Origin of the sequence: Streptomyces sp. NPDC051218 (assembly GCF_044455475.1) — a bacterium.
Classification (GTDB): domain Bacteria; phylum Actinomycetota; class Actinomycetes; order Streptomycetales; family Streptomycetaceae; genus Streptomyces.
Window position 1 is genome coordinate 75,701 of the sequence record NZ_JBITEU010000015.1, and the last position, 20,854, is coordinate 96,554.

Sequence of the window (20,854 nt, forward strand, 5' to 3'; positions counted from 1 at the left end):
CCGAGTTCGCGTTGTCAGTGGCGTGCTCCACAATGAGTTCCGAAGGCCCGCGACGTGCGACGCGGGAAGTACAGAGCAGGGCGGAGGCGGTGACCGATGACCGTGTGGGACGACCTGGTGGGCCAGGAGCGGGTGAGTGAGCAGCTCGGTGCCGCCGCCCGGGACGCCGACACGCTGGTCACCGCCGTGGCCGCAGGCACCCCCGTGCCCGAGGCGTCGAAGATGACGCACGCCTGGCTATTCACCGGACCGCCCGGCTCCGGGCGGTCCACCGCCGCCCGCGCCTTCGGGGCCGCGCTCCAGTGCACCAGCCCGGACCGCGCGCTCGGCGGTGCCCCCGGCTGCGGCTTCTGCGACGGCTGCCACACCAGCCTGGTCGGCACGCACGCCGACGTCGAAGTGGTGCGTACGGATCTGCTGTCCATCGGCGTCAAGGAGACCCGCGAGCTGGTCAGGCGGGCCCAGCTGTCGCCCGCCGGCGGCCGCTGGCAGGTCATCGTCCTGGAGGACGCCGACCGTCTCACCGAGGGCGCGGGCAACGTCCTCCTGAAGGCCGTGGAAGAGCCCGCCCCTCGCACCGTATGGCTGCTCTGCGCGCCCTCCCTGGAGGACGTGCTGCCCACCATCCGCTCGCGCTGCCGCCATCTGACGCTGCGTACGCCTCCGGTGGAGGCCGTGGCGGACGTGCTCATCCGGCGTGACGGCATCGAGCCCGATGTCGCCGCAGCCGCCGCGCGTGCCACCCAGGGACACATCGGCCGCGCCCGCCGGCTCGCGACCGACCCGCGGGCACGCGAGCGCCGGGCCGCCGTGCTCAAGCTGCCCCTGCGGGTGGAGGACATCGGCGGCTGCCTCAGGGCCGCGCAGGAGCTGATCGACACCGCGGGCGACGACGCGAAGCAGGTCGCCGAGGAGGTCGACGTCAAGGAGACCGACGACCTGAGGGCGGCGCTCGGCGCGGAGAAGGGCGGCCGGATGCCGCGCGGCACGGCGGGCGTCATGAAGGAACTCGAGGACCGGCAGAAGCGCCGCAAGACCCGCACCCAGCGCGACAGTCTCGACCTCGCGCTCATCGAGCTGACCGGTGTCTACCGAGACGTGCTCACCCTCCAGCTCGGCTCGCGCGTGGCGCTCGCCAATACGGAGGTGCTCGACATGCTGGAGCGCCTCGCGCGCGGCACATCGCCCGAGTCCACCCTGCGCCGCATCGAGGCGATCGGCGCCTGCCGCACGGCACTGGACCGCAATGTGGCGCCGCTGCTCGCGGTGGAGGCCATGACGGTGGCGCTGCGGGCGGGTTAGCGGGGGTGCACGTCGGCGGCCGAGTGAGCCGCCTGAGCCGATCGAGCTGGTTGGGCCGCCTGAGGTGACCGCGCCGCCCGAGCCGCCGCCGCCGACCGTGCCGACCGGTTGACGGAGTCACCCGTACGGGCACCTTGCGTCACCGATCCAACGCATGGCGTTACGCTCACGTGATGCGCATCAGAGGACTCCGCACCCCCGCGACCGCGTTCCTGGCCGCCGGACTGCTCATCTCCGGCTGCTCGGCCGGGAGCACGACGGCGGACGTGTCCATGGCCGCGCTGCCCCGCGCCACCCCGCAGGAGCTGTCGCCGTACTACGAGCAGCAGTTGAGCTGGCGCGAGTGCGGCGTCGTCGGCTTCGAGTGCTCCACGATGCGGGCGCCGCTGGACTACGCGAAGCCGGACGGCCCGGCGATCAAGCTCGCCGTCTCCCGGAAGAAGGCCACGGGACCCGGCAAGCGCCTCGGCTCGCTCCTGGTCAACCCGGGCGGCCCCGGCGGCTCGGCGATCGGCTACCTCCAGTCGTACGCGGCCCTCGGCTACCCCGAAGAGGTCCGTGCCCAGTACGACATGGCGGCGGTCGACCCGCGCGGCGTGGCCCGCAGCGAGCCCGTCACCTGCCTCGACGGCAAGCAGATGGACGCGTACACGCAGACGGACGTCACCCCGGACGACGAGCGCGAGGCCGGCCAACTGTCGCTCTCCTTCAGGAAGTTCGCGGCGGGCTGCGAGAGGCGGTCCGGCGAGGTGCTGCCGCATGTCTCCACGGTCGAGGCGGCCCGCGACATGGACATCCTGCGCGCGGCGCTCGGCGACGAGAAGCTGAGCTACGTGGGCGCTTCGTACGGCACGTTCCTGGGCGCGACCTACGCAGGGCTCTACCCCGACCGCGTCGGCCGCCTCGTCCTGGACGGCGCGATGGACCCGTCGCTGCCGGCGCGCCGCATGAACCGTGACCAGACGGCGGGCTTCGAGACGGCGTTCCGGTCGTTCGCGAAGGACTGCGTGGGCCAGCCGGACTGCCCGCTCGGCACGGGGAGCGAGACGGACGCGGGCAAGCGCCTCAAGTTCTTCTTCGACGAGCTGGACCGCGCGCCGATCCCGACCGGTGACACCGACGGCCGCAAGCTCGGCGAGGCACTCGCCACGACGGGCGTGATCGCCGCGATGTACGACGAGGGGGCCTGGCCCCAGCTGCGCACGGCGCTGGCCACCGCGATGAGGGACAAGGACGGCGCGGGCCTCCTCTCCCTCTCGGACAGTTACTACGAGCGTGACGGCGACGGGACGTACGCGAACCTGATGTTCGCCAACGCCGCCGTGAACTGCCTTGACCTGCCCCCGGCCTTCGACTCGGCCGCCGATGTGAAGAAGTCACTCCCGGACTTCGAGAAGGCCTCCCCGGTCTTCGGCGAAGGTCTGGCCTGGGCCTCGCTGAACTGCGCGTACTGGCCGGTGAAGGCGACGGGCGAGCCGCAGCGCATCAAGGCGGAAGGCGCGGCCCCGATCGTCGTGGTCGGCACCACGCGCGACCCGGCGACCCCCTACCGCTGGGCCGAGGCCCTGGCCGCTCAGCTCTCCTCCGGCAAGCTGCTCACCTACGAGGGCGACGGCCACACGGCGTACGGACGCGGCAGCAAGTGCGTGGACTCCGCGATCAACGCGTACTTGCTGGAGGGCAAGGCCCCGGACGACGGAAAGCGCTGCTCGCAGGGGTGACGCGGGCCCGGAGGTGCCGCCCGCCGGGGGTGGACGGAGCACCCCCGGAAACTGTGTAGACTTGGCGTCGCTGCTGATCGCACCATAGGTGCGGGACGCGTGCCGCCTTAGCTCAGATGGCCAGAGCAACGCACTCGTAATGCGTAGGTCTCGGGTTCGAATCCCGAAGGCGGCTCTGTGGAAGCCCCAGGACTCACTCGCCGTGACCTGGGGCTTTTGCTTTGTCTGGGGGCCGCTTGGCGGTCATTGGGTTTCGGGTGGGTGAGTCAGGTGGGTGTGCGTTGTGGCTTCCGGGGTGCTCTGGTGGGTGCTCTAGTGGAAGGGTTTTCTAGAAACGGGTTTTAGGAATGAGGGCCTCCAGGTTGCTCTAGGCTGGGCGGACCATGAGCCCCAAGCAGCAGCGCGGTGAAGAGACCGCCGGTCGACTCCTGGATGCCGCGCTCCGGGTGTACGCCGAATCCGGCGAGCAGGGCGTGACTGTCGGTGCGCTCACCAAGGCGAGTGGTGTCAGTCTCGGTAGCCTCTACCACCACTTCGGCAGCGTCGACGGCCTCATGAACGCGTTGTTGCTGCGCTGGCTCGGGCGGCTCCTTGCCGAGCTCGCCGCTTCCGTGGAGCGGTCTCGTACGGCCCGTACCGGTGTCCGTTCTCTCGTGCGGGCCTACCTGGATTTCATCCGGGAGAACCCTGACGGCGCCCGCCTCTTGCACTCCTCGTACGCCGACCGGCTCGGGATGGCTCAGGCCCGGCAGCTCCGTGATGCGCAGGAGGCCAGGCTCTCTCCGCTGACCGCCTGGATGCAGCAGCACGTCGACTCGGGTGAGGTTGCTCCGCTTCCCATGCCCTTGATCGAGGGGCTGGTCCTGGGGCCCGTCGTCGCGACCGCGCGGCGTTGGTTGGCCGGGTTCGATGACGTCGATCTTGATGAGGCTGCGGGGGTTCTGCCGGAGCGGATCTTTCGGTCGATCGTGGCTTGAGGTCGTTCTTGGCGTGGTGTCAGTGGCGTAGGGCCCTGCTGATTTCTGCCTTCGGGGTGCCGGAGAGGGAACGGTTGCTGCGGGCCGTTGCCGACTTCGACTGGTTGGGGTCGATGTCGGTGATGTTGAGGACGGCCGTGTCCAGGAGGTTGCCGTCGCCGTCTCGGAAGTTGACGGAGATGGTGTAGTCCGCCTTCTTGGTTGTTTTGTTGGTGGCCGTGATCTCGGCCGTTGTCCGGTCGCCGTCGGACTTGGTGGAGCCGTCGACCCTGACGTCACCCTTCGCGTCCACGCCGTCCTTCACGTCGGCCATCTTGGACGCGGCGGCTTCCGTGGCGATGCGGGGTGCGCGGCGGGTGCGGGTGCGGGTGCGGGTCATGCGGACCACCTTCGGGGTGGTGGGGGGGTGGGCGCGAGGTGGGGCGGGCCGTATGGGTGCGGGGTCCCTGCGGGGCTGGGGCGGCTGCGGGTCTCGTCCGTGTGTGGGTGCGGGGCCGCGCCGGTATGTCCGTCCTCGCTATCGTCCGGTGGCCGTTGGGCTGCTTCGGCTCCGGAGCGCCGCGAACCGTGCTCCGGGCAGACATACCGGCACGTCCCCTCCCGTCTCACTGCCGACTGCGGGGGGACGGTTGTTGGGGTCGTGGCACTGCGGGGCAATCGGGCGGGTGGGCGGGAGAGCTTGTTCGTTCAGGGTGGATGCGGGGTGATCGGGCGGGTGGGTGGGAAAGGCCTGTTCGGTCAGGTGAGGCTGCGGGGCAATCGGGCAGCGCGTGGGAGAGACGGTGTTCACGAGCCCCCCGCAGGGTGGGAGGATGCCGCGATGAGTGATGACGGTGCTGCCGCCTACGTACGGTACGAGTCGCCCTCGCGCCACCCGCGCGGGCATTTCCCCGGGGTCTTCGTCCTCGTCAACGGGCTTGCTCGGGAAGGGAAGTTGACGCCGGAGCAGGAGCGGTTCCGGCGGGCCAACAACGACTGGTACGACGCCGCTTACCCCACCCCGTCGAAGGTGGACCCCACCGTCTACGACGACGATCACACGCCCGGCGCCGTGGCCTGGTTCAAGGTCACCGCCACCCATCTCATCGAGCGCGTACCCGGCTATCTGGAGATTCTGGAAGCGCACGGCATCGAGTGCCGGGCGGTGCGGTCCTCGGATCCGGGGCGGGTCGTCTACGAGGACGACGTCCAGGTCGTGGTCGTGCCGTACGAGGCGTAGGCAGCCTGCCGGGAGTTATGAGGATCCTGTCAGGCCGCTGTCCGTATCCGGTCAGGCCCGTACCGCCCCGCTTATGCTCGACGCCATGTGCGCTTTTGTCCTGGTCGCGGAGGATGACGAGAAACAGGCCGAGCTGGTCCGCCGCTATCTGGAGCGTGAGGGCCACACGGTCGCCGTCGTCCACGACGGGCGCGCCGCGATCGACGAGGTGCGGCGCAGGCCGCCGGATCTGCTCGTGCTCGACGTGATGATGCCGCGGGTCGACGGACTCGGCGTCACGCGCGTCCTGCGGGGCGGGAACGCGGGCGGGCCTGTGCCCGGCATTCCGATTCTGATGCTGACCGCCCGGACGACCGAGGACGATCTGCTGCTCGGGCTCGATCTCGGCGCCGATGACTATCTGACGAAGCCCTACAGCCCCCGCGAGTTGATGGCCCGCGTCCGTACGCTGCTGCGGCGCTCCCAGGGCACGCACCATCCCCTGGTCGACGGTGCCGAGGCCGCGCCGCGTGTGCTGCGGGTGGGCGGGCTCTCCGTAGACCCGGTACGGCACGAGGTGACCGTGGACGGGCGGCTCGTCGAGTGCACTCCGGGGGAGTTCGAGCTGCTCGCGGCGCTTGCGGCGGAGCCTGAGAGGGTGTTCACGCGGCCCCAGCTGCTTGATCGTATTCATGGGTCGTCCGGGTACATATCGGTGCGCACGGTCGACGTACACGTACTGAATCTGCGTAAGAAGATCGAGATCGATCCGCGCCGGCCGCGACATCTGGTGACGGTCTTCGGCGTCGGATACAAGCTCACGGGTGCGGTGTCCGGTGCGGTGTCCGGTGCGGTGTCCGGTGAGGTGGCTAGTGCGGCGTCCGGTGCGGCTTTCGACGCGGGCCTCGGCGCCGGCCTTGACGCGGCCCTCGGGGCGGCGGCGCGTCGAGGTGCGTGACATACCGTTCCGGAAGAGTCTGCTGCCCCGGCTGCTCGCCGTCTCCGTGCTCGTCTCCCTGGTCTCGATCGCGGCCACCGCCTGGCTCGCCGCGCAGACCACGTCCGGCGCGATCCGGCAGGAGCAGGGGCAGGTGCTTGCCGACGACGCCCGTGTCTACGACGAGTTGCTCGGTCTCGCGGCCGGTGCGCCGGGGTGGCGGGACGCCGAGAAGTCGGTACGGGAACTGGCCCGGAAGACCGGGCGGCGTATCGCCCTGACCACGCAGGACCGTGTGGTCATCGCCGACTCGCGGGGCGGTAGCGGCGACAGCGGCGGCAAGGGGGCCGTGGCCGGGGAGGACGGCAAGGGGGCCGCCGGGGTCGGGTTGCCGTCCAAGGCGTCCGCCGGCGTCGATCCGCTCGCCGTCGACGGGGCGTTGACCGCCGGTGCGGGGCGTGCGGACGCGGCGGCCGGGGGCGGGGGACAGGACCGCATCGATCCGCGCGCGGTCGGGCCCTTCCGGCTGCCGGGGGCGGAGCGCGAAGAGCTGGCGAAGGTGGCTGCCGGCGTCGTTGGCTGTATGCGTGACCTCGGGGTTTCCGCCCATGCAGTGCAGGGGCCCAGTGGGCGTCCGCGCGTCGAGGCTCCCAACGACCCTTCCGACTTCCTCGACTCCAGCTGCCGCGACTACCGGCTCGACATGCCCACCCGTACCGAGAGCAAGGCGCTCGACCGGCTCAACGACCTCACCAACGCGTGCCTGCGACGCGGGGACGCCCCGCCCGTCAAGGTCGGACTCGATCTGACGTGGTGGCAGTCTGTGGGGGAGTTCGACCGGCGAACCGAGGGCTACGTCTCTCCAAGCGAACCGTCTGCGGATACGGAGGCGCCTACGGGAACAGTCCCGCCTGCCGACGCGAACCCGCCCACCGACGCGAACCCGCCCACCGGCACGGAATCGCCCACCGACACGACCCCGCCCGCCAAGCCGGGTGACCGGGCCGAACAGGGTGCCGCCCCGGTGCCGAGCGCTCCGCGCAAGGGGCGGGGTACGCCCACGAGTACGCCCGCGGAATCGTCGTACTCCGTCGAGCCGTCGGGCGGTGTCAGTCGCGTCGACAGCGAGTTCGACACCAAGACCGCCGCCTGCGTGGGCAGTGCCCGGCGCGAGCAGCTCGGTCCGTACGTCTCCGCGCCCGTGCTTCTCTTCGTCACCGCCTCCGACGGTTCGCGCACCGCGGCCGCCCGCGCGGGAGAGAACGCCGGGTTCAGTCTCTCCGGCGCCAACACCGCACGTCTCGCGGGACTTTCGGCGGGCATCCTCGCGGTGACCGTCGCCGTCACCGCCTTCGCCGCGTCACGGCTGACGCGCCCGCTGCGGGCGCTGACCGCCGCGACGCAGCGGATGAAGACGGGCGAGGCGGCCGAACCCGTCACGGCGCGCTCGGCCGGGTCGGCGGGCGAGATCCGCCAACTCGCCGACGCCTTCAACGACATGGCCGCGCACCGCAAGGCTCTTGAGGATCAGCGCCAGGCCATGGTGAGTGACGTCGCGCACGAGTTGCGTACGCCGCTTTCGAACATCCGGGGCTGGCTGGAGGCGGCTGAGGACGGTGTGGTCGCCACCGATCCGGAACTGGTCTCATCGCTCCTCGAAGAGGCCGTGCTCCTCCAGCACATCGTCAACGACTTGCAGGACCTCGCCGCCGCCGACGCCGGTACGCTCCGGCTGCACCGCGAGCCCGTACACGCGTCCGACGTCGTGGACCAGGTAGCGGCGGCGCACCAGGCGGGTGCCGAAGCGGCGGGCGTACGGCTGAGCGCGTCGACGCTCGGCGATCCGTGTTTCACGGCCGATCCGCTCCGGCTACGCCAGGCCATCGGCAACCTGGTCTCCAACGCGATCCGGCACACCCCCGACGGCGGCAGCGTCACGATCAGCTGCCGGGCCACGCTCGACGCGGTGGTGGTGGAAGTCGCTGACACCGGGAGCGGTATCGATGCCGATGACCTGCCGTACGTCTTCGACCGGTTCTGGCGCGCGGACAAGTCGCGTACGCGGGCGACGGGTGGCAGCGGGCTCGGCCTCGCGATCGTCCGGCAGTTGGTGGAGGGTCACGGCGGGACGGTGACGGCGCGGAGTGCGCCGGGGGAGGGGGCGGTGTTCACGGTGCGGGTGCCGGCGGAGTGATGGGTGCAGAGGTGGGTGGGGGCGTGGGTGTGGGAGCGGGGGTGGCTGGTGTTACCTGGGGATACCGTGCCGGGGGTTTTGGTGCGCGGCCCGACCGCGTGCGCGTGGGGTGGGCGAATGGTGGGAAATCCGTGAGCACTTGGTGCCGGAATCCGGAGTCCGGAGCGTGGGCCCGAGGTGTGTGAGGCGGAGCTTCCCGCGTCGATACGGCGCCGCCCGCGCGGATACTGAGTCGGGCGCGGGGCTGCTCTCGTTCCGCGAGCACCTTAACTTCCCCACCCCGTAAGGAAGTTAAGGGTGCCTCGCAGAAACTGAGCGGGCCCGGCCACAACGGTGACACTCCCCCGAGTTACGCGCTTGGCGCGAGTACCGGCGGGGCCGGGCCCGATGTTCTGATCCCATCAGGGCCCGCCAACCGATCGCTAACATGAGGCCAACGGTTGGCGGGAGATGGCGTGGACGTGCGGTGCGACGGGTTGCGGTTCGGGCTCCTGGGCGCGCCGGCCGTGTACGACGCCGAGGGTGAGCCGCAGCCCGTGCAGAGCGCCAAGGGGCGTGCGCTGCTGGCCGCCTTGCTGCTCGAACCGGGCAGGGTGGTCTCCGTCGGGGCCATCGAGGACGCGCTGTGGGGTGGCGCTCCGCCCGCTTCCGCGCGCGCCTCGCTGCAGAACCACGTCACGCGATTGCGCCGGCTCCTTGACGACCCGGACCGGCTGCGGGCGGTGCCTCCGGGGTACCGGCTGCGGGTGTCCGAGGGCGAGTTGGACGTACGGGTCTTCGAGCAGCTGGTCGCGCGGGCCAGGGCCGCGCACGCGGAACGTGACTGGGCGGGCTGTGTGTCGGCCGCGTCCGGTGCGCTCGCCCTGTGGCGCGGAGCCCCGCTGGGCGGACTGCCCGCGGACGCGGCGGGCCACGCGCTCGTACCGCGCCTGGAGGAGGCGCGGCTCCTCGCCCTCGAACTGCGCTACGACGCCGAGATCGCGGCCGGGACCGGTGGCGGGGGCCTCGTGCCGGAGCTGGCGGAGCTGGTCGCCGAGTATCCGCTGCGGGAGGCCTTCCACCGGCAGCTGATGCTGGTACTGCACCGCACGGGCCGCCAGGCGGAAGCACTCGCGGTCCACCGGGAGTTGCGGCGCAGGCTGGTGGACGAACTGGGCGTGGAACCGGGCGCCTCGGTACGGGAAGCGCATCGGGAGGTATTGCAGGAGCCTGCGGGCGCTTCGGCTTCCGGCATGGTGGATCCTGGGCGTTCGTCCTGGGCGCCCGCTGGGCGGCGGGTTTCGGCTTCTGGTGGGCCGGCGTCCGGGGCTTCTGGCGGGCGGGAGGCTTCGGCTTCCGGTGGTCGGCCGTCCTCGGATTTCGATGGGGCGGAGTCCCGGGCGTCCGCCGGTCGGCAGTCTCCGGATTTCACTGGGCCGGAGGCTTCGGCTTCTGCTGATCGGCAGTCCTCGGCCTTTGCCGAACCGCCATCCCGAGCGTCCGCTGGGTGGCAGACCGCGGCTTCCGCCGGACCGGAGTCCGCGGCTTCCGCCGGACCGGAGTCCGCGGCTTCCGCCGGACCGGAGTCCGCGTCCTCCGCCGGACCGGAGTCCCCGTCCTCCGCCGGGCCGGAGGCCCCAGCCCTCGCCCGGCCGGAGACCCCAGCCCCCGCAGGCCCGGAAGCCCCAACCCTCGCCGATCCAGCGTCCGGGGCCTCGGCCCGGTCGGAGGCCCAAAACTCCTCCTCCGCCTCGCAGGCCCAAGCCCCCACCCCAACCTCAACTCCGACCCCCACCCCACCTCCCCTCCCAAGCCCCCCACGCATATCCACCCGCCCCGCCCAACTTCCCCCCTCGCCACCCCACTTCACCGGGCGCGAGGACGTGGTGCGTTCCCTGGGGCGGCTTCTTGCGGGGGGTGAGAGTGCTGGACCCGGCGGGCAGGGGGCCCGTAGGGGTACTTCTGCCCTTGCTGTTCTGTCCGGCATGGCAGGTGTGGGGAAGAGCGCGCTCGCTCTGCATGTCGCGCACCGGCTGCGCGAGCACTTCCCCGACGGGCAGCTCTACGTCAATCTGCGCGGCGCCACCCCCGGCATGACGCCCCTCACGCCGAGCCAGGCGCTCGCCGCCCTGCTCCGGGACCTCGGCATCGAGTCGAGTCACAGCCCCGAACACCCGGACGCCGCAGCCGCGTTGCTCCGTTCCCTGCTCGCGCCCACCCGCACCCTGGTGGTCTTGGACGACGCCGCCACCGCCGCGCAGGTGCGTCCGCTGCTGCCCGCGGGCCCCGGCTGCGCGGTCATCGTCACCAGTCGTTCACCGCTCACCGCGCTCGACGGCGCGGGCCGATTCCCGCTGGACCCGCTCTCCGAGGGAGACAGCGCCGCCCTGCTGCGCGCGGTCTCCGGCCGCGCGGCGCTCGACGCGGGGCACCCCCTGGTCGAACTCGCCGGCCGGCTGCCCCTCGCCCTGCGGATCATCGCCGCCCGCCTCGCCGCCCGCCGCGCGCTCACCCCTGACGCCCTCGCCGAACTCCTCACCGTCAGCGGCGGCCGCCTGCACCACCTGGAGCACGACGACCTCAGCGTCCGGCGCTCGCTTGCCGTGGCGCTGGACGCCCTGCGCACCTCGGAGCGCGAGTCCGACCGGGACGCGGCCGCCGCCCTCGCCGCGATCGGTGCGCTGGACCTCCCGGCGTACGGAGTCCCGCTCGTCGCCCGCCTGTTGGGCGTGGCGGAATGGCGCGCGGGGGCCGCACTCGACCGTCTCGTCGACGTCGCGCTCCTCGACGAGACGGCCTACGGCCGCTATGCCCCGCACGACCTCGTACGCGACTTCGCCCGCGAAGCGGCCCACCAGGACGGGGCGGGGGCGAAGGACGTCGTGGAGTCGGCGCTGCGGTGGTACGCGGAGTCGGCGCGGCAGAGCCTGCTGGCGATCATGCCGGAGGGGCTGGACCGCGACGACCGTCTCGGGGACGTACCCGAGACGCTGCTGCCCCGGCACGCGCCCGACGGCGGCGCGGACGCCAGGGACGACGCGGACTGCTGTCCCGTTCCGGCCGTGCCACCGATGTCCACCGACGACGCCTTCGCCTGGGGCGACACCGAACTCGCCAACGTCATCGCACTCGCCGACCGCCACGGCCGCGAGTCCCCCCTCCTGCCCCTGCTGGTCCGCTGCTTCTTCTCGTACCTCAAGCGCCGTGGCCGCCTCGCCGAGGCGGACCTCCTCAACCGCCTCGCGGTGACCGCGGCCCGTCGCTGGAAGGACACCGCGGCCGAGGCCCAGGCCCTCACCGATCTCGCGGGCCTCAACTACGTGTCGGGCCGCAGCGGTACGGCGCTCAGCCTGATCGACGAGGCCCTCGACCTGTGGCGGAGGCTCGACCGCATGTCGTGCGTCCACCGCGGCGTCATCAACCGCGGCCTCCTCCTCGAAGCGCTCGGCCGCTACGAGGAGTCCGCCGACGCGCTGCGCCAGAGCCTGGATCTCGCCACGGCCATGGACGACCCGCTGAGCGAGGCGTTCGCGCTCAGCACTCTGGGCAACGTCTACGAGCACACCGACGCGCGCGCCGCCATCTCCTACTACGAGCGGAGCCTGGCGATCGGCGAGACGCTCGGGCACATCGGCCTGCGCCAGGAGATCCACTGCGACATGGGCAAGGCCTACCTCGTCCTCGGCGAACCGGACGTGGCGCTCCGGCACTTCGAGGAGAGCCTGCGTATTCACGGCGAGGCCGAGGACTGGCACAACGAGTCCAAGGTGCGCCTCGGCATGGTCCGCGCCCTGCGCGAGACGTCCCGCACGCAGGACGCAGCGCGCGAGTGCGCCGACCTCCTGGAGCGCGCGGAGCAGCGGGCCGACGCCCACATGGCGGGTCTCGCCCGCCACCAGCGAGGGCTCCTGCTGTACGGCGAGGGGCGCGCCGAAGAGGCGTACGCGCAATGGAAGTCGGCGCTCGAATCACTGGACGGCACGGACAGCAGCGAGGTGGTGGGAGAACTGAAGAGCCTGCTCGCGGGCGTGACGGCGGTCTCAACGGCGGGCTGAACGGCGCGCTCAACGGCCGGCTACCCGCAGTCTCGGCGTCGGGCTCACTTGCGGACTCGCCGACAGCCTCGCCCACTGGCTCGCCCATGGTTTCGCCGTCTGGCTCACCCACGGGCTCACCCTCAGTCTCGCCGACGGGCTAGCCCACGGTCTCGGCGTCGGGCTCACCGACCGCCTTACCCACGGTCTCGTCGGCAACCTCTTCTACGGGCTCACCGACAGCCCCAGCCCTCGGCTCCGCGCCAGGCTGATTCCGCCTCCCGCAGGGCCGCTCCGGGTGTTCGTTCGCGGCCCGAAGCTTCCGTCTCCGACGCCTACTTCGCTTCCGCGTAGCACTCCACCACCGCCACGCTGAACGGGAAACGTACCGGCGTCTCGCCGAAGGCGATGCGTCCCGCCAGGTCCCCCGCCGCGCGGATCGCCGCCGTGACCGTCTCGGCCTCCTCCTGCGGGCAGTGCACGATGACCTCGTCGTGCTGGAAGAAGACCAGCTCGGCGCGGAGTCCGGCCGCGGCGATGGACTGACGCAGCGCGGCCAGCATCAGCAGGGCCCAGTCGGCCGCGCTGCCCTGGACGACGAAGTTGCGGGTGAAGCGGCCACGGGCACGGGTGTTGCTGGAGGCGTAGCCAGGAGTGAACTCGCCCTCCTGGGAAGGCGGTTCAGCGGGGTCCTCCTGCGGGATGCCCGCCTCGTCGAAGTCTCCCGCACCGGCCGCCGGCGGGCTCGTACGACCCAGCCAGGTCCGTACGAGTCTGCCCTCCTCACCCGCCTTCGCCGCATCGTCCACGTACGCGACCGCGGCGGGGAATCTGCGGCGCAGTGCCGCCAGGTTCTTCAGGCCGTCGCCCGACGTCTGCCCGTACACGGCGCCGAGGAGCGCGATCTTGGCGTGGTCGCGGTCGCCGGAGAACGCGCGGTCCGAGAGGCGCGTGTACAGATCCTCGTGGCTCCCGGCCACCTCCATCAGGCCCCGGTCACGGGAGATCGCGGCGAGGACGCGCGGCTCCATCTGGTCGGCGTCGGCCACGACGAGCCGCCAGCCCGGGTCGGCGACGACCGCCCGCCGGATGATCTTGGGGATCTGCAGCGCGCCGCCGCCGTTCGTGGTCCAGCGCCCGCTGACGGTGCCGCCCGGGGTGTACTCCGGCCGGAAGCGGCCGTCGCGCACCCAGTCCTGCAGCCAGCTCCAGCCGTGCGCCGTCCAGATCCGATACAACTTCTTGTACTCGACGAGGGGCCGCACGGCCGGGTGGTCGAGTTCCTCGAGCTCCCAGCGGCGGGTGGACTTGATCCGGATGCCGGCCTGGGCGAAGGCCTTGATGACGTCGTTCGGCAGGTCGGGGCGGACGCGGCGGCCGAACGCGGCGGAGATCTCGTCGGCGAGCTCGGCGAGGCGGCGCGGTTCGGCCGCGCCCGCGTTCCTCCCGCCGCCCGCATACCGCTCGCCGAGGAGTTCGGTGAGCAGGGCGTGGTGGACGTCGGCGCGCCAGGGCAGGCCCGTCACGTTCATCTCGGCGGCCACCAGCATGCCCGCCGACTCGGCCGCCGTGAGCAGCCGCATCCTGCCGGGGTGCTCGGCGGCCTCATGTCTTCGCTGCTGCGCGGCATAGACCTCCAGGAGGGCGTCGAAGGGGAGGGAGGTCACGGGGGACGGCTCGAAGAGGGAGTCCTGGGCGCCGGGGGAGGCAGCTCTGGGGGGAGGGTCGGTCGGCACCGGGGCGTTGTGCAGGCGCGCCCAGGCGGCAGCTGCGGAGCGGGGCTCGCCGAGGCGGCCCTCGTGACCGAGCAGGAGCAGCTCGGCGTCCTCGACGTCGTAACACCGCACCACGCGGACGCCTGCCGCGAGCAGCGCCGGATAGATCGCGGCGGTGGAGCGCCAGACCCAGCGGCTGACGTCGGGTCTGGCCCGGACGGCCGCGGCGAGGTCCCGCTCGTGCCGCACCGGCCCTGCGGGCAGGCCGTCTTCCCCGAGGGGGGCGAGGGTGGCGCCGCCGGCCTCGGTGGCGGCGATGGCCCACCTTTCGGTCATGCGATTGAGTGTGTCAGCAGGCACTGACAATGAGGCGGATGGCTTTTGCCGCCGGGGCGGCCCTTGCTCGTTCTACGGCGTGGGTGCTCGTCCGGGTGTCCCGACATGCGGGGGGTGACGGGCGCTGCGAGGCTCGGAGCCATGAGAGTGGCCCTTGCGCAGACCGACTGTGTCCTCGGAGAGGTGGAGGAGAACCTGGCGGAGGCTCGGGACCAGATCGGTCAGGCGGCGGCGCAGGGCGCCGACCTCGTCGTCTTCCCCGAGCTGAGTCTGCACGGGTACCACCTGGGCGGCCTGGAGCGTGACACGTCGCTGGAGGCGACGGACCATCGCCTCCGGGAGCTTTCCACCACGGGGCCCGATGTCATCGTCGGCCTGCACGAGCACACGAGCCTGCGGGCGTACAACACGGCCGCGTACTACGCGGGTGGCCAACTCCTCCATGCGCACCGCAAGTTGTACCTGCCGAACTACCTGGCCTGGGAGGAGCGCAAGCACGTCAGTCCCGGCCAGCACCTGCGGGCGTACGACCTGCCGGGCGGGCAGGGCCGTGCCGCGACCCTCGTCTGCAACGACGCGTGGCAGCCGGTGCTGCCGTGGCTGGCCGTGCAGGACGGTGCCGAGGTCATCATCGTCCCCACGAACAGCGCGGCGAGCCTGGATCCCGAGGCGATGGACACGGGCCTGTACTGGGACACGCTGCTCTCCTACACGGCCCGCATGCTGCAGTGCTGGGTGGTGTTCGTGAACCGGGTCGGCAACGAGAACGGGGCGTCGTTCTGGGGCGGTTCGAGGGTGGTGGACCCGCGGGGGACGGTGGTGGCGCAGGCGCCGAAGTGGGAGCCGGGGCTGGTGACGGTGGACATCGACGTCCATGAGGCGCGGCGGCATCGGCGGGCGGTGCCGCTGGTCGCTGAGGCGCGGCTGGGCCTGGTCGACCGGGAGGTACGTCGGCTCATCGATGAGGGCGGTGACAGCTAACGCCTGCGCCTTGCGGCGGGCCGGGCGGTTTCTTGTGCCGCCGCTGGGCGCGGCGGCGGGGCCTCTCCGTTACCCGGCAGCCGCCGGTGGGGTAACGGTTCCCCTCTCGGCGGCCCGCTCACCCCGCAGCCTTTCCTGCCCGAACGGGCCTTTCCCGCCCACCCGCCCGATTGCCCCGCGGTCAGCGCATTGCATTGCGGCGGTGAGACGCGACGGGCCTCAGCCACGAGACCCAAGCCCCGTCGCGTCCGCAGTCGGCAGTGAGACGGGAGGGGACGTGCCGGTATGTCTGCCCGGAGCACGGTTCCCGCAGGCTTCGGGGCCGAAGTAGCCCCGCGGTCACCGGACGATAGCGAGGACGGACATACCGGCGCGGCCCCGCTCCCACCCACGGACCAACCCCGCGGACCCCACGAACCCGCAGCCGGCAGCGAGACGCAGCGAGACGCAGTGAGACACAGCGAGACATATCACCCCCGCCGCCGCACCCCCAGAACTCCCGCCCCCACCCCCACAACCGCACAGACCCCCGCAGCCGCCCCCACCATCTCCCAAGGCACAGCCACCCCCGCCGGCACCGACAGACGCGTCAGGCCCGCGCTCAGTGTGCCCAGGTTCAGTGCGGTCACTGCCAGGCCCAGTACCGCGCCGACCCCCACCGCCAGCAACGCCTCCCCGGCCACCACCAGCCTGACCTGGCCCCCGGTAGCCCCGGCCATCCGCAGCGAGCGCAGCTCAGGGCCCCGTATGGAAGTCGCCATCAGCAGCGTTCCCGCGAGGGAGATCGTCGTGTAGATCAACGCGATACCCAGCAGCATCAACAGCCCCAGCCGCGTCTGCGGCTTCGTCGCCGGATGCGTGTCCGCGAGCCACTCCTCCGCCGACCTCACCCGCAAGCCCCCGTCACCGCTCCGGCCGCCCTCGCCCGCGCCAGGAGCCGCCCGCAGCGCCTCCGCCACCTCACCCCGGTCCGCCCCGTCCCGCAGCCCCACGTCAACGCGGTCCACCGCGGCGGCAGAACCGGCGGTAGCCGACGTGACGTACGCCCCGGCATCCCCCGTCCCCCGCGCGAGCACCGCGACGATCCGCAGCCGCGCGGGCCTGCCGTCCCCGAGCCAGACGTCCACCCGCTCGCCGACCCGCCGCCGCTCCCACTCCTCGTTGACGACGATCGACCCGTCGTCGAGATCGCGTACGTCCCCCGCCACCACCGGAAGCCGTGTCACCGCGGCGAACGCCGCCGGATCGCTCACCGCCCGCGCCTCCGAACGGACCAGCGCCGTGCCTTCCTCCCGTACGAACACGGCCGTGGCCGCCGACGCCGCTGCCACCTTCACCCCGTCCACCTTCGCTGTCTCGAGCGAAAGCGAGCCCAACTCCCGCCCGGTCACCACCAGTTCGGCACCCGTACGCTCCCGGGCCTCCGCCGCCCTCGCCTCGCCCGTCGTCTCCGCAGAGCCCAGCAGCGATCCCGCGAGAGCCACCGTCACCAGGACCGGCGCGGCGACGGCCGCGGTGCGCCGCACGGACGCGGCGGAGTTCTCACGGACCAGCAGCCCGATCGCGCCGGGCAGCCGGACGGCGCGCAGGACGGGACGTACGAGAAGAGGAGTGAGCGCGGCGAACGCGGTGATCAGGATCATCGGCTGCGTCGTGTACGTCTTCCGCTTCATCAGCGCCGACGGATCGCTCCACAGCGTCCACGCCAGCAGCCCGACCCCCGCCGCAAGCAGGGCACCTCCCACGATCCGTCGGCTCCACGGCATGACGCCCGTATCGACGGACGCGTCCCGCAGCGCCTCGACGGGACCCACGCGCCCCGCCCGCCGCGAGGCGATCCACGCCCCCGAGAAGGCCACCGACACCCCGACCCAGAACGCGAGATGGTACGGCCAGACCGCCCCGCCGATCCCGAACCACTCGGGAGCGATCCCGGCCTCCACCAAGGCCTCGGCGAGCACCGGCGCACCCTGGGCGCCCAGCACGCATCCCACCCCGGAGGCCGCGACACCCACCGCGAGCGACTCCGCGAGCAGCATCCTGCGCACCTGCCCCGGCGTGGCTCCGGCCATCCGCAGCAGCCCGAACTCCCGCCGCCGTAGCGCCACGACGAAGGCGAAGGTGGACGCGGTGACGAAAACGGACACGAACGCGGACACCCCGCCCGCCGTCCCCAGGAACGAGTTCACCGCCACGAGCGCTTCCGCGTCCCGCGCCGGCGGCTCCGGATCGGCGAGCCGACGGTCAGCTCCGGTCAGGACACGCGCCCGGGACCCGACGACTTCCCGCACTTCCCCAACCGGGGCATTCACCCCCACCGCGTCCCTCTTCGCCCCGTCCACCCGCACGGGACCGAGGCGTCGAAGCTCGCGCAGAAGTTCGATATCCACAGGGTGTGGATGAGCGAGCGGCTTCGATACGTGGGCGGTGTTCGGTCCACGCTTCACCGGGACCGTCAGGGTGTTCTGCCCCATGACGACCACGGGAGACCCGGCGAACCGCACGGGCTCCCGCTCCGGCGCGCTGAACGTCGAGGCGAGCCCGAGCCCCATCGCGGCGGTGAGCGCAACGCCGAGCGCGACGGCGACGAACGCGCCGAGAAGCCCGGCCCAGCGGGTACGAAGGGAAGCAAGAAACATCATCGCCCGGCCACCTCTCCACAAGCGGAGCCCAAGGCTCCGGATACCAACGCTCCGGATACCAACGCTCCGGATACCAACGCTCCGGAGCCCGACGCTCCCCTTACCGGCCCACGCGAGCCCGGCCCACGCGAGCCCGGCCCACCCGAGCCCGGCCCACCCGAGCCCGTGCCACCCGAGCCCGGTCCGCCCGAGTCCGGCCTGCTCAAGGCTGGCGCACCCGAGACCGGTCTGCCCGAGACCGGCCCACCCAAGCCGGGGTCACCTGAGGCCGGCCCGCCCAAGGCCGCGGCTTCCGAGGCCAACCCACCCGGGACCAACCCACCAGACACCAGCCCACCAGACACCAGCCCACCCGGCTCAAGCCCACCAGGCGCCAGCCCACCCGGCTCAAGCCCACCAGGCGCCAGCCCACCCAGCCCAGATGCACCCAGCCCGGATCCACCCGGCCCAGATCCACCCGCCCTCCGGCGGCCCGCCTCGAGCCCTGCCATCCTTCGCGCCACCTCACCCGCGTCCGGCGCGAGCACCTCGTCCGTCACCTGGCCGTCCACCAGAAACACCACCCGGTCCGCGTACGACGCCGCCACGGGATCGTGTGTGACCATCACCGTCGTCTGGCCTTCCCCGTCCACCAACTCCCGCAGAAGCGCGAGCACTTCACGGCTGGTGGTCGTGTCCAGTGCGCCGGTCGGCTCGTCGCCGAACAGGACCGCGGGCCGCGTGACGAGTGCCCGCGCCAGCGCCACCCGCTGCTGCTGACCGCCCGAGAGTTCTCCCGGCCGGTGCCGGGCACGGTCGGCGAGGCCTACGCGGTCCAGCGCACCCCCCACCTCCGTACGCGAGGGTCTGCGGCCCGCGAGCCGCAGCGGCAGGGCGACGTTCTGGGCGGCGGTCAGTGACGGAAGGAGGTTGAACGACTGGAAGACGAAGCCGATGCGGTCCCGCCGCAGCAGGGTCAGCCGCCGCTCGCTCAGTCCCGTCAGCTCCGTGCCGCCCACCTCGACCGTGCCGGATGTCGGGCGGTCGAGCCCCGCAGCGCACTGCAGCAGTGTCGACTTGCCGGAGCCGGAGGGCCCCATGATCGCGGTGAAGGTGCCGGCACGTATCGCGAGGTCGACGCCGTCGAGGGCGGTCACGTCACGGTAGAGGCGGCGGACGGCGGTGAGCCGTACGGCAGTTGAGGTCATGCCTCAACTCAACCGTCCGCGCCCTCGCCGGGCACGACCACTGGGGGGCGTCCTGGGGGTATGGCCAGCCATACCCTTGTCGTATGGACGATCCGGTGACCGAGGCGACAGCGGGGACAGAGGCGACAGAGGTGATCGACAAGGCGTTCGCGGCGGCGCTCTACGCGGACGGCGACGAGGGCCTCGACACCGGCGCGTCCCTCCTCGCGGCCACGCCCGACGCCGACGCGGAGCTGTGGCGCAGGGGCGAGGAGCTGGTGCGCAGGGCGTGGGAGCGGGGGTGGCAGCCGGCGGACGTCATACGCATGGTCGGGCGCGCGCAGGGTGAGGGCGCCTTCGCGCACGGCACCGGCACCGGCGCCGCCGCCGACCGTACCCACCTGACGCGGCTGGCCGCCGAGCTGATCACCACGGAGACCAGGCGGTACGGCGACACGCTCCCGCCCCGCTGGAACGCGCAGCTTGCCGAACTCGCCCTCCCGGACGCCCCGAGGCTCGACCGTTTCTCCCGGGCGACCGTCACCCTCGGCCTCTACCGACTTCTCCTGCGGCTCCCCGCGATCGAGCCCGTCGGCCCGGCCCCCGGCTCCCCGCTGCACGCGGCGCCGCCTCCTGGGCATGAGGAGCCCCGCATCCTCACCCGTATCCGCGCTCTGCTCGCGAAGGCCGAGGCCACCGGGTTCCCCGAGGAGGCCGAGGCGCTCACCGCCAAGGCGCAGGAGCTGATGGCCAGGCACACCATCGACGAGGCCCTGCTCGCGTCCCGCACCCACGCCAAGGACACTCCCGGTGCCTGCCGTATCGGCGTGGACGCCCCGTACGAGACGGCGAAGGCGATTCTCCTGGACGCGGTGGCCACCGCCAATCGTTGCCGGGCGGTGTGGAACGAGGCGTACGGCTTCTCGACCGTCGTCGGCTTCGAATCCGACCTGGAAGTGGTCGAACTCCTCCACACCTCCCTCCTCGTGCAGGGGACGGCGGCGATGACGAAGGCGGAGGCGGGGCAGCGGGCGGGCGGCCGGAAGCGTACGAAGACGTTCCGTCAGGCTTTCCTGCTGGCGTACGCGGATCGGCTCGGGGGGCGGCTTGCCGCGGCGGCGGAGAGCGTGGCGATCGAGTCCCCGGATGCGGGGGAGTTGCTGCCCGTCCTCGCGGCCCGGGATGTGGCCGTCACGTCCCGTGCCGAGCAGATGTTTCCCGCGACGACTACCACCAGGGTGCGGGGGGTGGTGGATGCGGAGGGGTGGACGGAGGGCGCGGCGGCAGCGGACAGGGCAAGAATGACACCCCCGGGTGCGCCCTAGCTCCCCCGGCGCGGAAGCCACGCCTCTCCTCGCAAGGCCCCGCCCGCATCAACCACTCCCCGCACGGACCTCCCCCCGGCCGATCCCCGCAGCCTTCCCTGCCGAACAGGCCTCTCCCACCCACCCGCCCGATCACCCCGCATCCACCAGTGCCCGAACAGGCCTTTCCCGCCCACCCGCCCGATTGCCCCGCGGTGTCAGGGGGTGTGGGTGGGGGACGTTCATGCCCGGGGGTGGGCCAATGGATTGAGGTAAGGCCGGGCGTGCCCAGTCACAGACACCCTGGCTTCCGTCAGGCTCGGGGTTGGGCCGGCGCATTGCGGTGAGGCGCGGGGTGACCTGTCACA

The 20,854-nt window shown here is 72.2% G+C and carries 12 protein-coding genes, 1 tRNA gene and 1 pseudogene; 10 read left to right on the top strand and 4 right to left on the bottom strand.

Annotation, left to right across the window (positions count from 1 at the left end; translation table 11 throughout):
* Positions 1 to 96 precede the first annotated feature (96 nt).
* From ACIBCK_RS35795 to ACIBCK_RS35810, 4 genes are all read left to right on the top strand, one after another.
* Complete coding sequence (locus ACIBCK_RS35795) at positions 97 to 1,302, top strand: DNA polymerase III subunit delta' (protein WP_399397101.1); 1,206 nt, start codon at positions 97 to 99, stop codon at positions 1,300 to 1,302.
* Positions 1,303 to 1,475: 173 nt separating this feature from the next.
* Positions 1,476 to 3,023, top strand: coding sequence for an alpha/beta hydrolase (locus ACIBCK_RS35800; RefSeq protein WP_399397103.1), 1,548 nt, complete (start codon positions 1,476 to 1,478; stop codon positions 3,021 to 3,023).
* 101 nt (positions 3,024 to 3,124) lie between these two features.
* Positions 3,125 to 3,198 (top strand) — tRNA-Thr (locus ACIBCK_RS35805).
* A 208-nt stretch (positions 3,199 to 3,406) separates the two neighbouring features.
* The gene (locus tag ACIBCK_RS35810) at positions 3,407 to 4,000 is read left to right on the top strand and encodes a TetR/AcrR family transcriptional regulator (RefSeq protein ID WP_399397104.1); all 594 of its coding nucleotides are present in this window, start codon (positions 3,407 to 3,409) and stop codon (positions 3,998 to 4,000) included.
* A 19-nt stretch (positions 4,001 to 4,019) separates the two neighbouring features.
* Here the strand turns inward: ACIBCK_RS35810 and ACIBCK_RS35815 are convergent, their stop codons facing one another.
* A complete protein-coding gene (locus ACIBCK_RS35815) occupies positions 4,020 to 4,379 on the bottom strand; it encodes an FxLYD domain-containing protein (protein ID WP_399397106.1) in 360 nt (119 codons plus the stop codon).
* A gap of 441 nt (positions 4,380 to 4,820) precedes the next feature.
* Here ACIBCK_RS35815 and ACIBCK_RS35820 point away from each other — a divergent pair, with 441 nt between their 5' ends.
* The 4 genes from ACIBCK_RS35820 (at position 4,821) to ACIBCK_RS35835 (ending at position 12,363) form a co-directional block, all read left to right on the top strand.
* Positions 4,821 to 5,219, top strand: a complete 399-nt coding sequence (locus tag ACIBCK_RS35820; RefSeq protein ID WP_399397107.1) for a hypothetical protein — start codon at positions 4,821 to 4,823, stop codon at positions 5,217 to 5,219.
* Between the two features lie 85 nt (positions 5,220 to 5,304).
* Positions 5,305 to 6,156 (top strand): response regulator transcription factor, encoded by an 852-nt coding sequence (locus ACIBCK_RS35825; RefSeq protein ID WP_399397108.1) that lies wholly within the window; start codon positions 5,305 to 5,307, stop codon positions 6,154 to 6,156.
* Entirely contained in the window at positions 6,149 to 8,329 is a 2,181-nt protein-coding gene (locus ACIBCK_RS35830) for an ATP-binding protein (RefSeq protein WP_399397110.1), read from the top strand. Before ACIBCK_RS35825 ends, ACIBCK_RS35830 begins: the two co-directional genes overlap by 8 nt.
* Before the next feature lie 455 nt (positions 8,330 to 8,784).
* Positions 8,785 to 12,363 carry a BTAD domain-containing putative transcriptional regulator gene (locus ACIBCK_RS35835; protein WP_399397112.1) on the top strand — a complete coding sequence of 1,193 codons (3,579 nt, stop codon included), beginning with the start codon at positions 8,785 to 8,787 and terminating at the stop codon, positions 12,361 to 12,363.
* Positions 12,364 to 12,677: 314 nt separating this feature from the next.
* On the opposite strand, the gene ACIBCK_RS35840 is transcribed toward ACIBCK_RS35835, so the two are convergent.
* Positions 12,678 to 14,393: a bifunctional 3'-5' exonuclease/DNA polymerase gene (locus tag ACIBCK_RS35840; protein WP_399397114.1), complete on the bottom strand. Its 1,716-nt coding sequence runs from the start codon at positions 14,391 to 14,393 to the stop codon at positions 12,678 to 12,680.
* Positions 14,394 to 14,534: 141 nt separating this feature from the next.
* Here ACIBCK_RS35840 and ACIBCK_RS35845 point away from each other — a divergent pair, with 141 nt between their 5' ends.
* Positions 14,535 to 15,374 carry a nitrilase-related carbon-nitrogen hydrolase gene (locus tag ACIBCK_RS35845; protein WP_399397116.1) on the top strand — a complete coding sequence of 280 codons (840 nt, stop codon included), beginning with the start codon at positions 14,535 to 14,537 and terminating at the stop codon, positions 15,372 to 15,374.
* A 470-nt stretch (positions 15,375 to 15,844) separates the two neighbouring features.
* Here ACIBCK_RS35845 and ACIBCK_RS35850 read toward each other — a convergent pair whose 3' ends face one another.
* Positions 15,845 to 18,016, bottom strand: coding sequence for an FtsX-like permease family protein (locus tag ACIBCK_RS35850; RefSeq protein ID WP_399397117.1), 2,172 nt, complete (start codon positions 18,014 to 18,016; stop codon positions 15,845 to 15,847).
* A 449-nt stretch (positions 18,017 to 18,465) separates the two neighbouring features.
* Positions 18,466 to 19,203, bottom strand: a pseudogene (locus ACIBCK_RS35855) (ABC transporter ATP-binding protein); the annotation flags it as partial.
* A gap of 83 nt (positions 19,204 to 19,286) precedes the next feature.
* Here ACIBCK_RS35855 and ACIBCK_RS35860 point away from each other — a divergent pair.
* On the top strand, positions 19,287 to 20,507 hold the full coding sequence (locus ACIBCK_RS35860; RefSeq protein ID WP_399397118.1) for a DUF2786 domain-containing protein: 1,221 nt from the start codon (positions 19,287 to 19,289) through the stop codon (positions 20,505 to 20,507).
* Positions 20,508 to 20,854 lie beyond the last annotated feature (347 nt).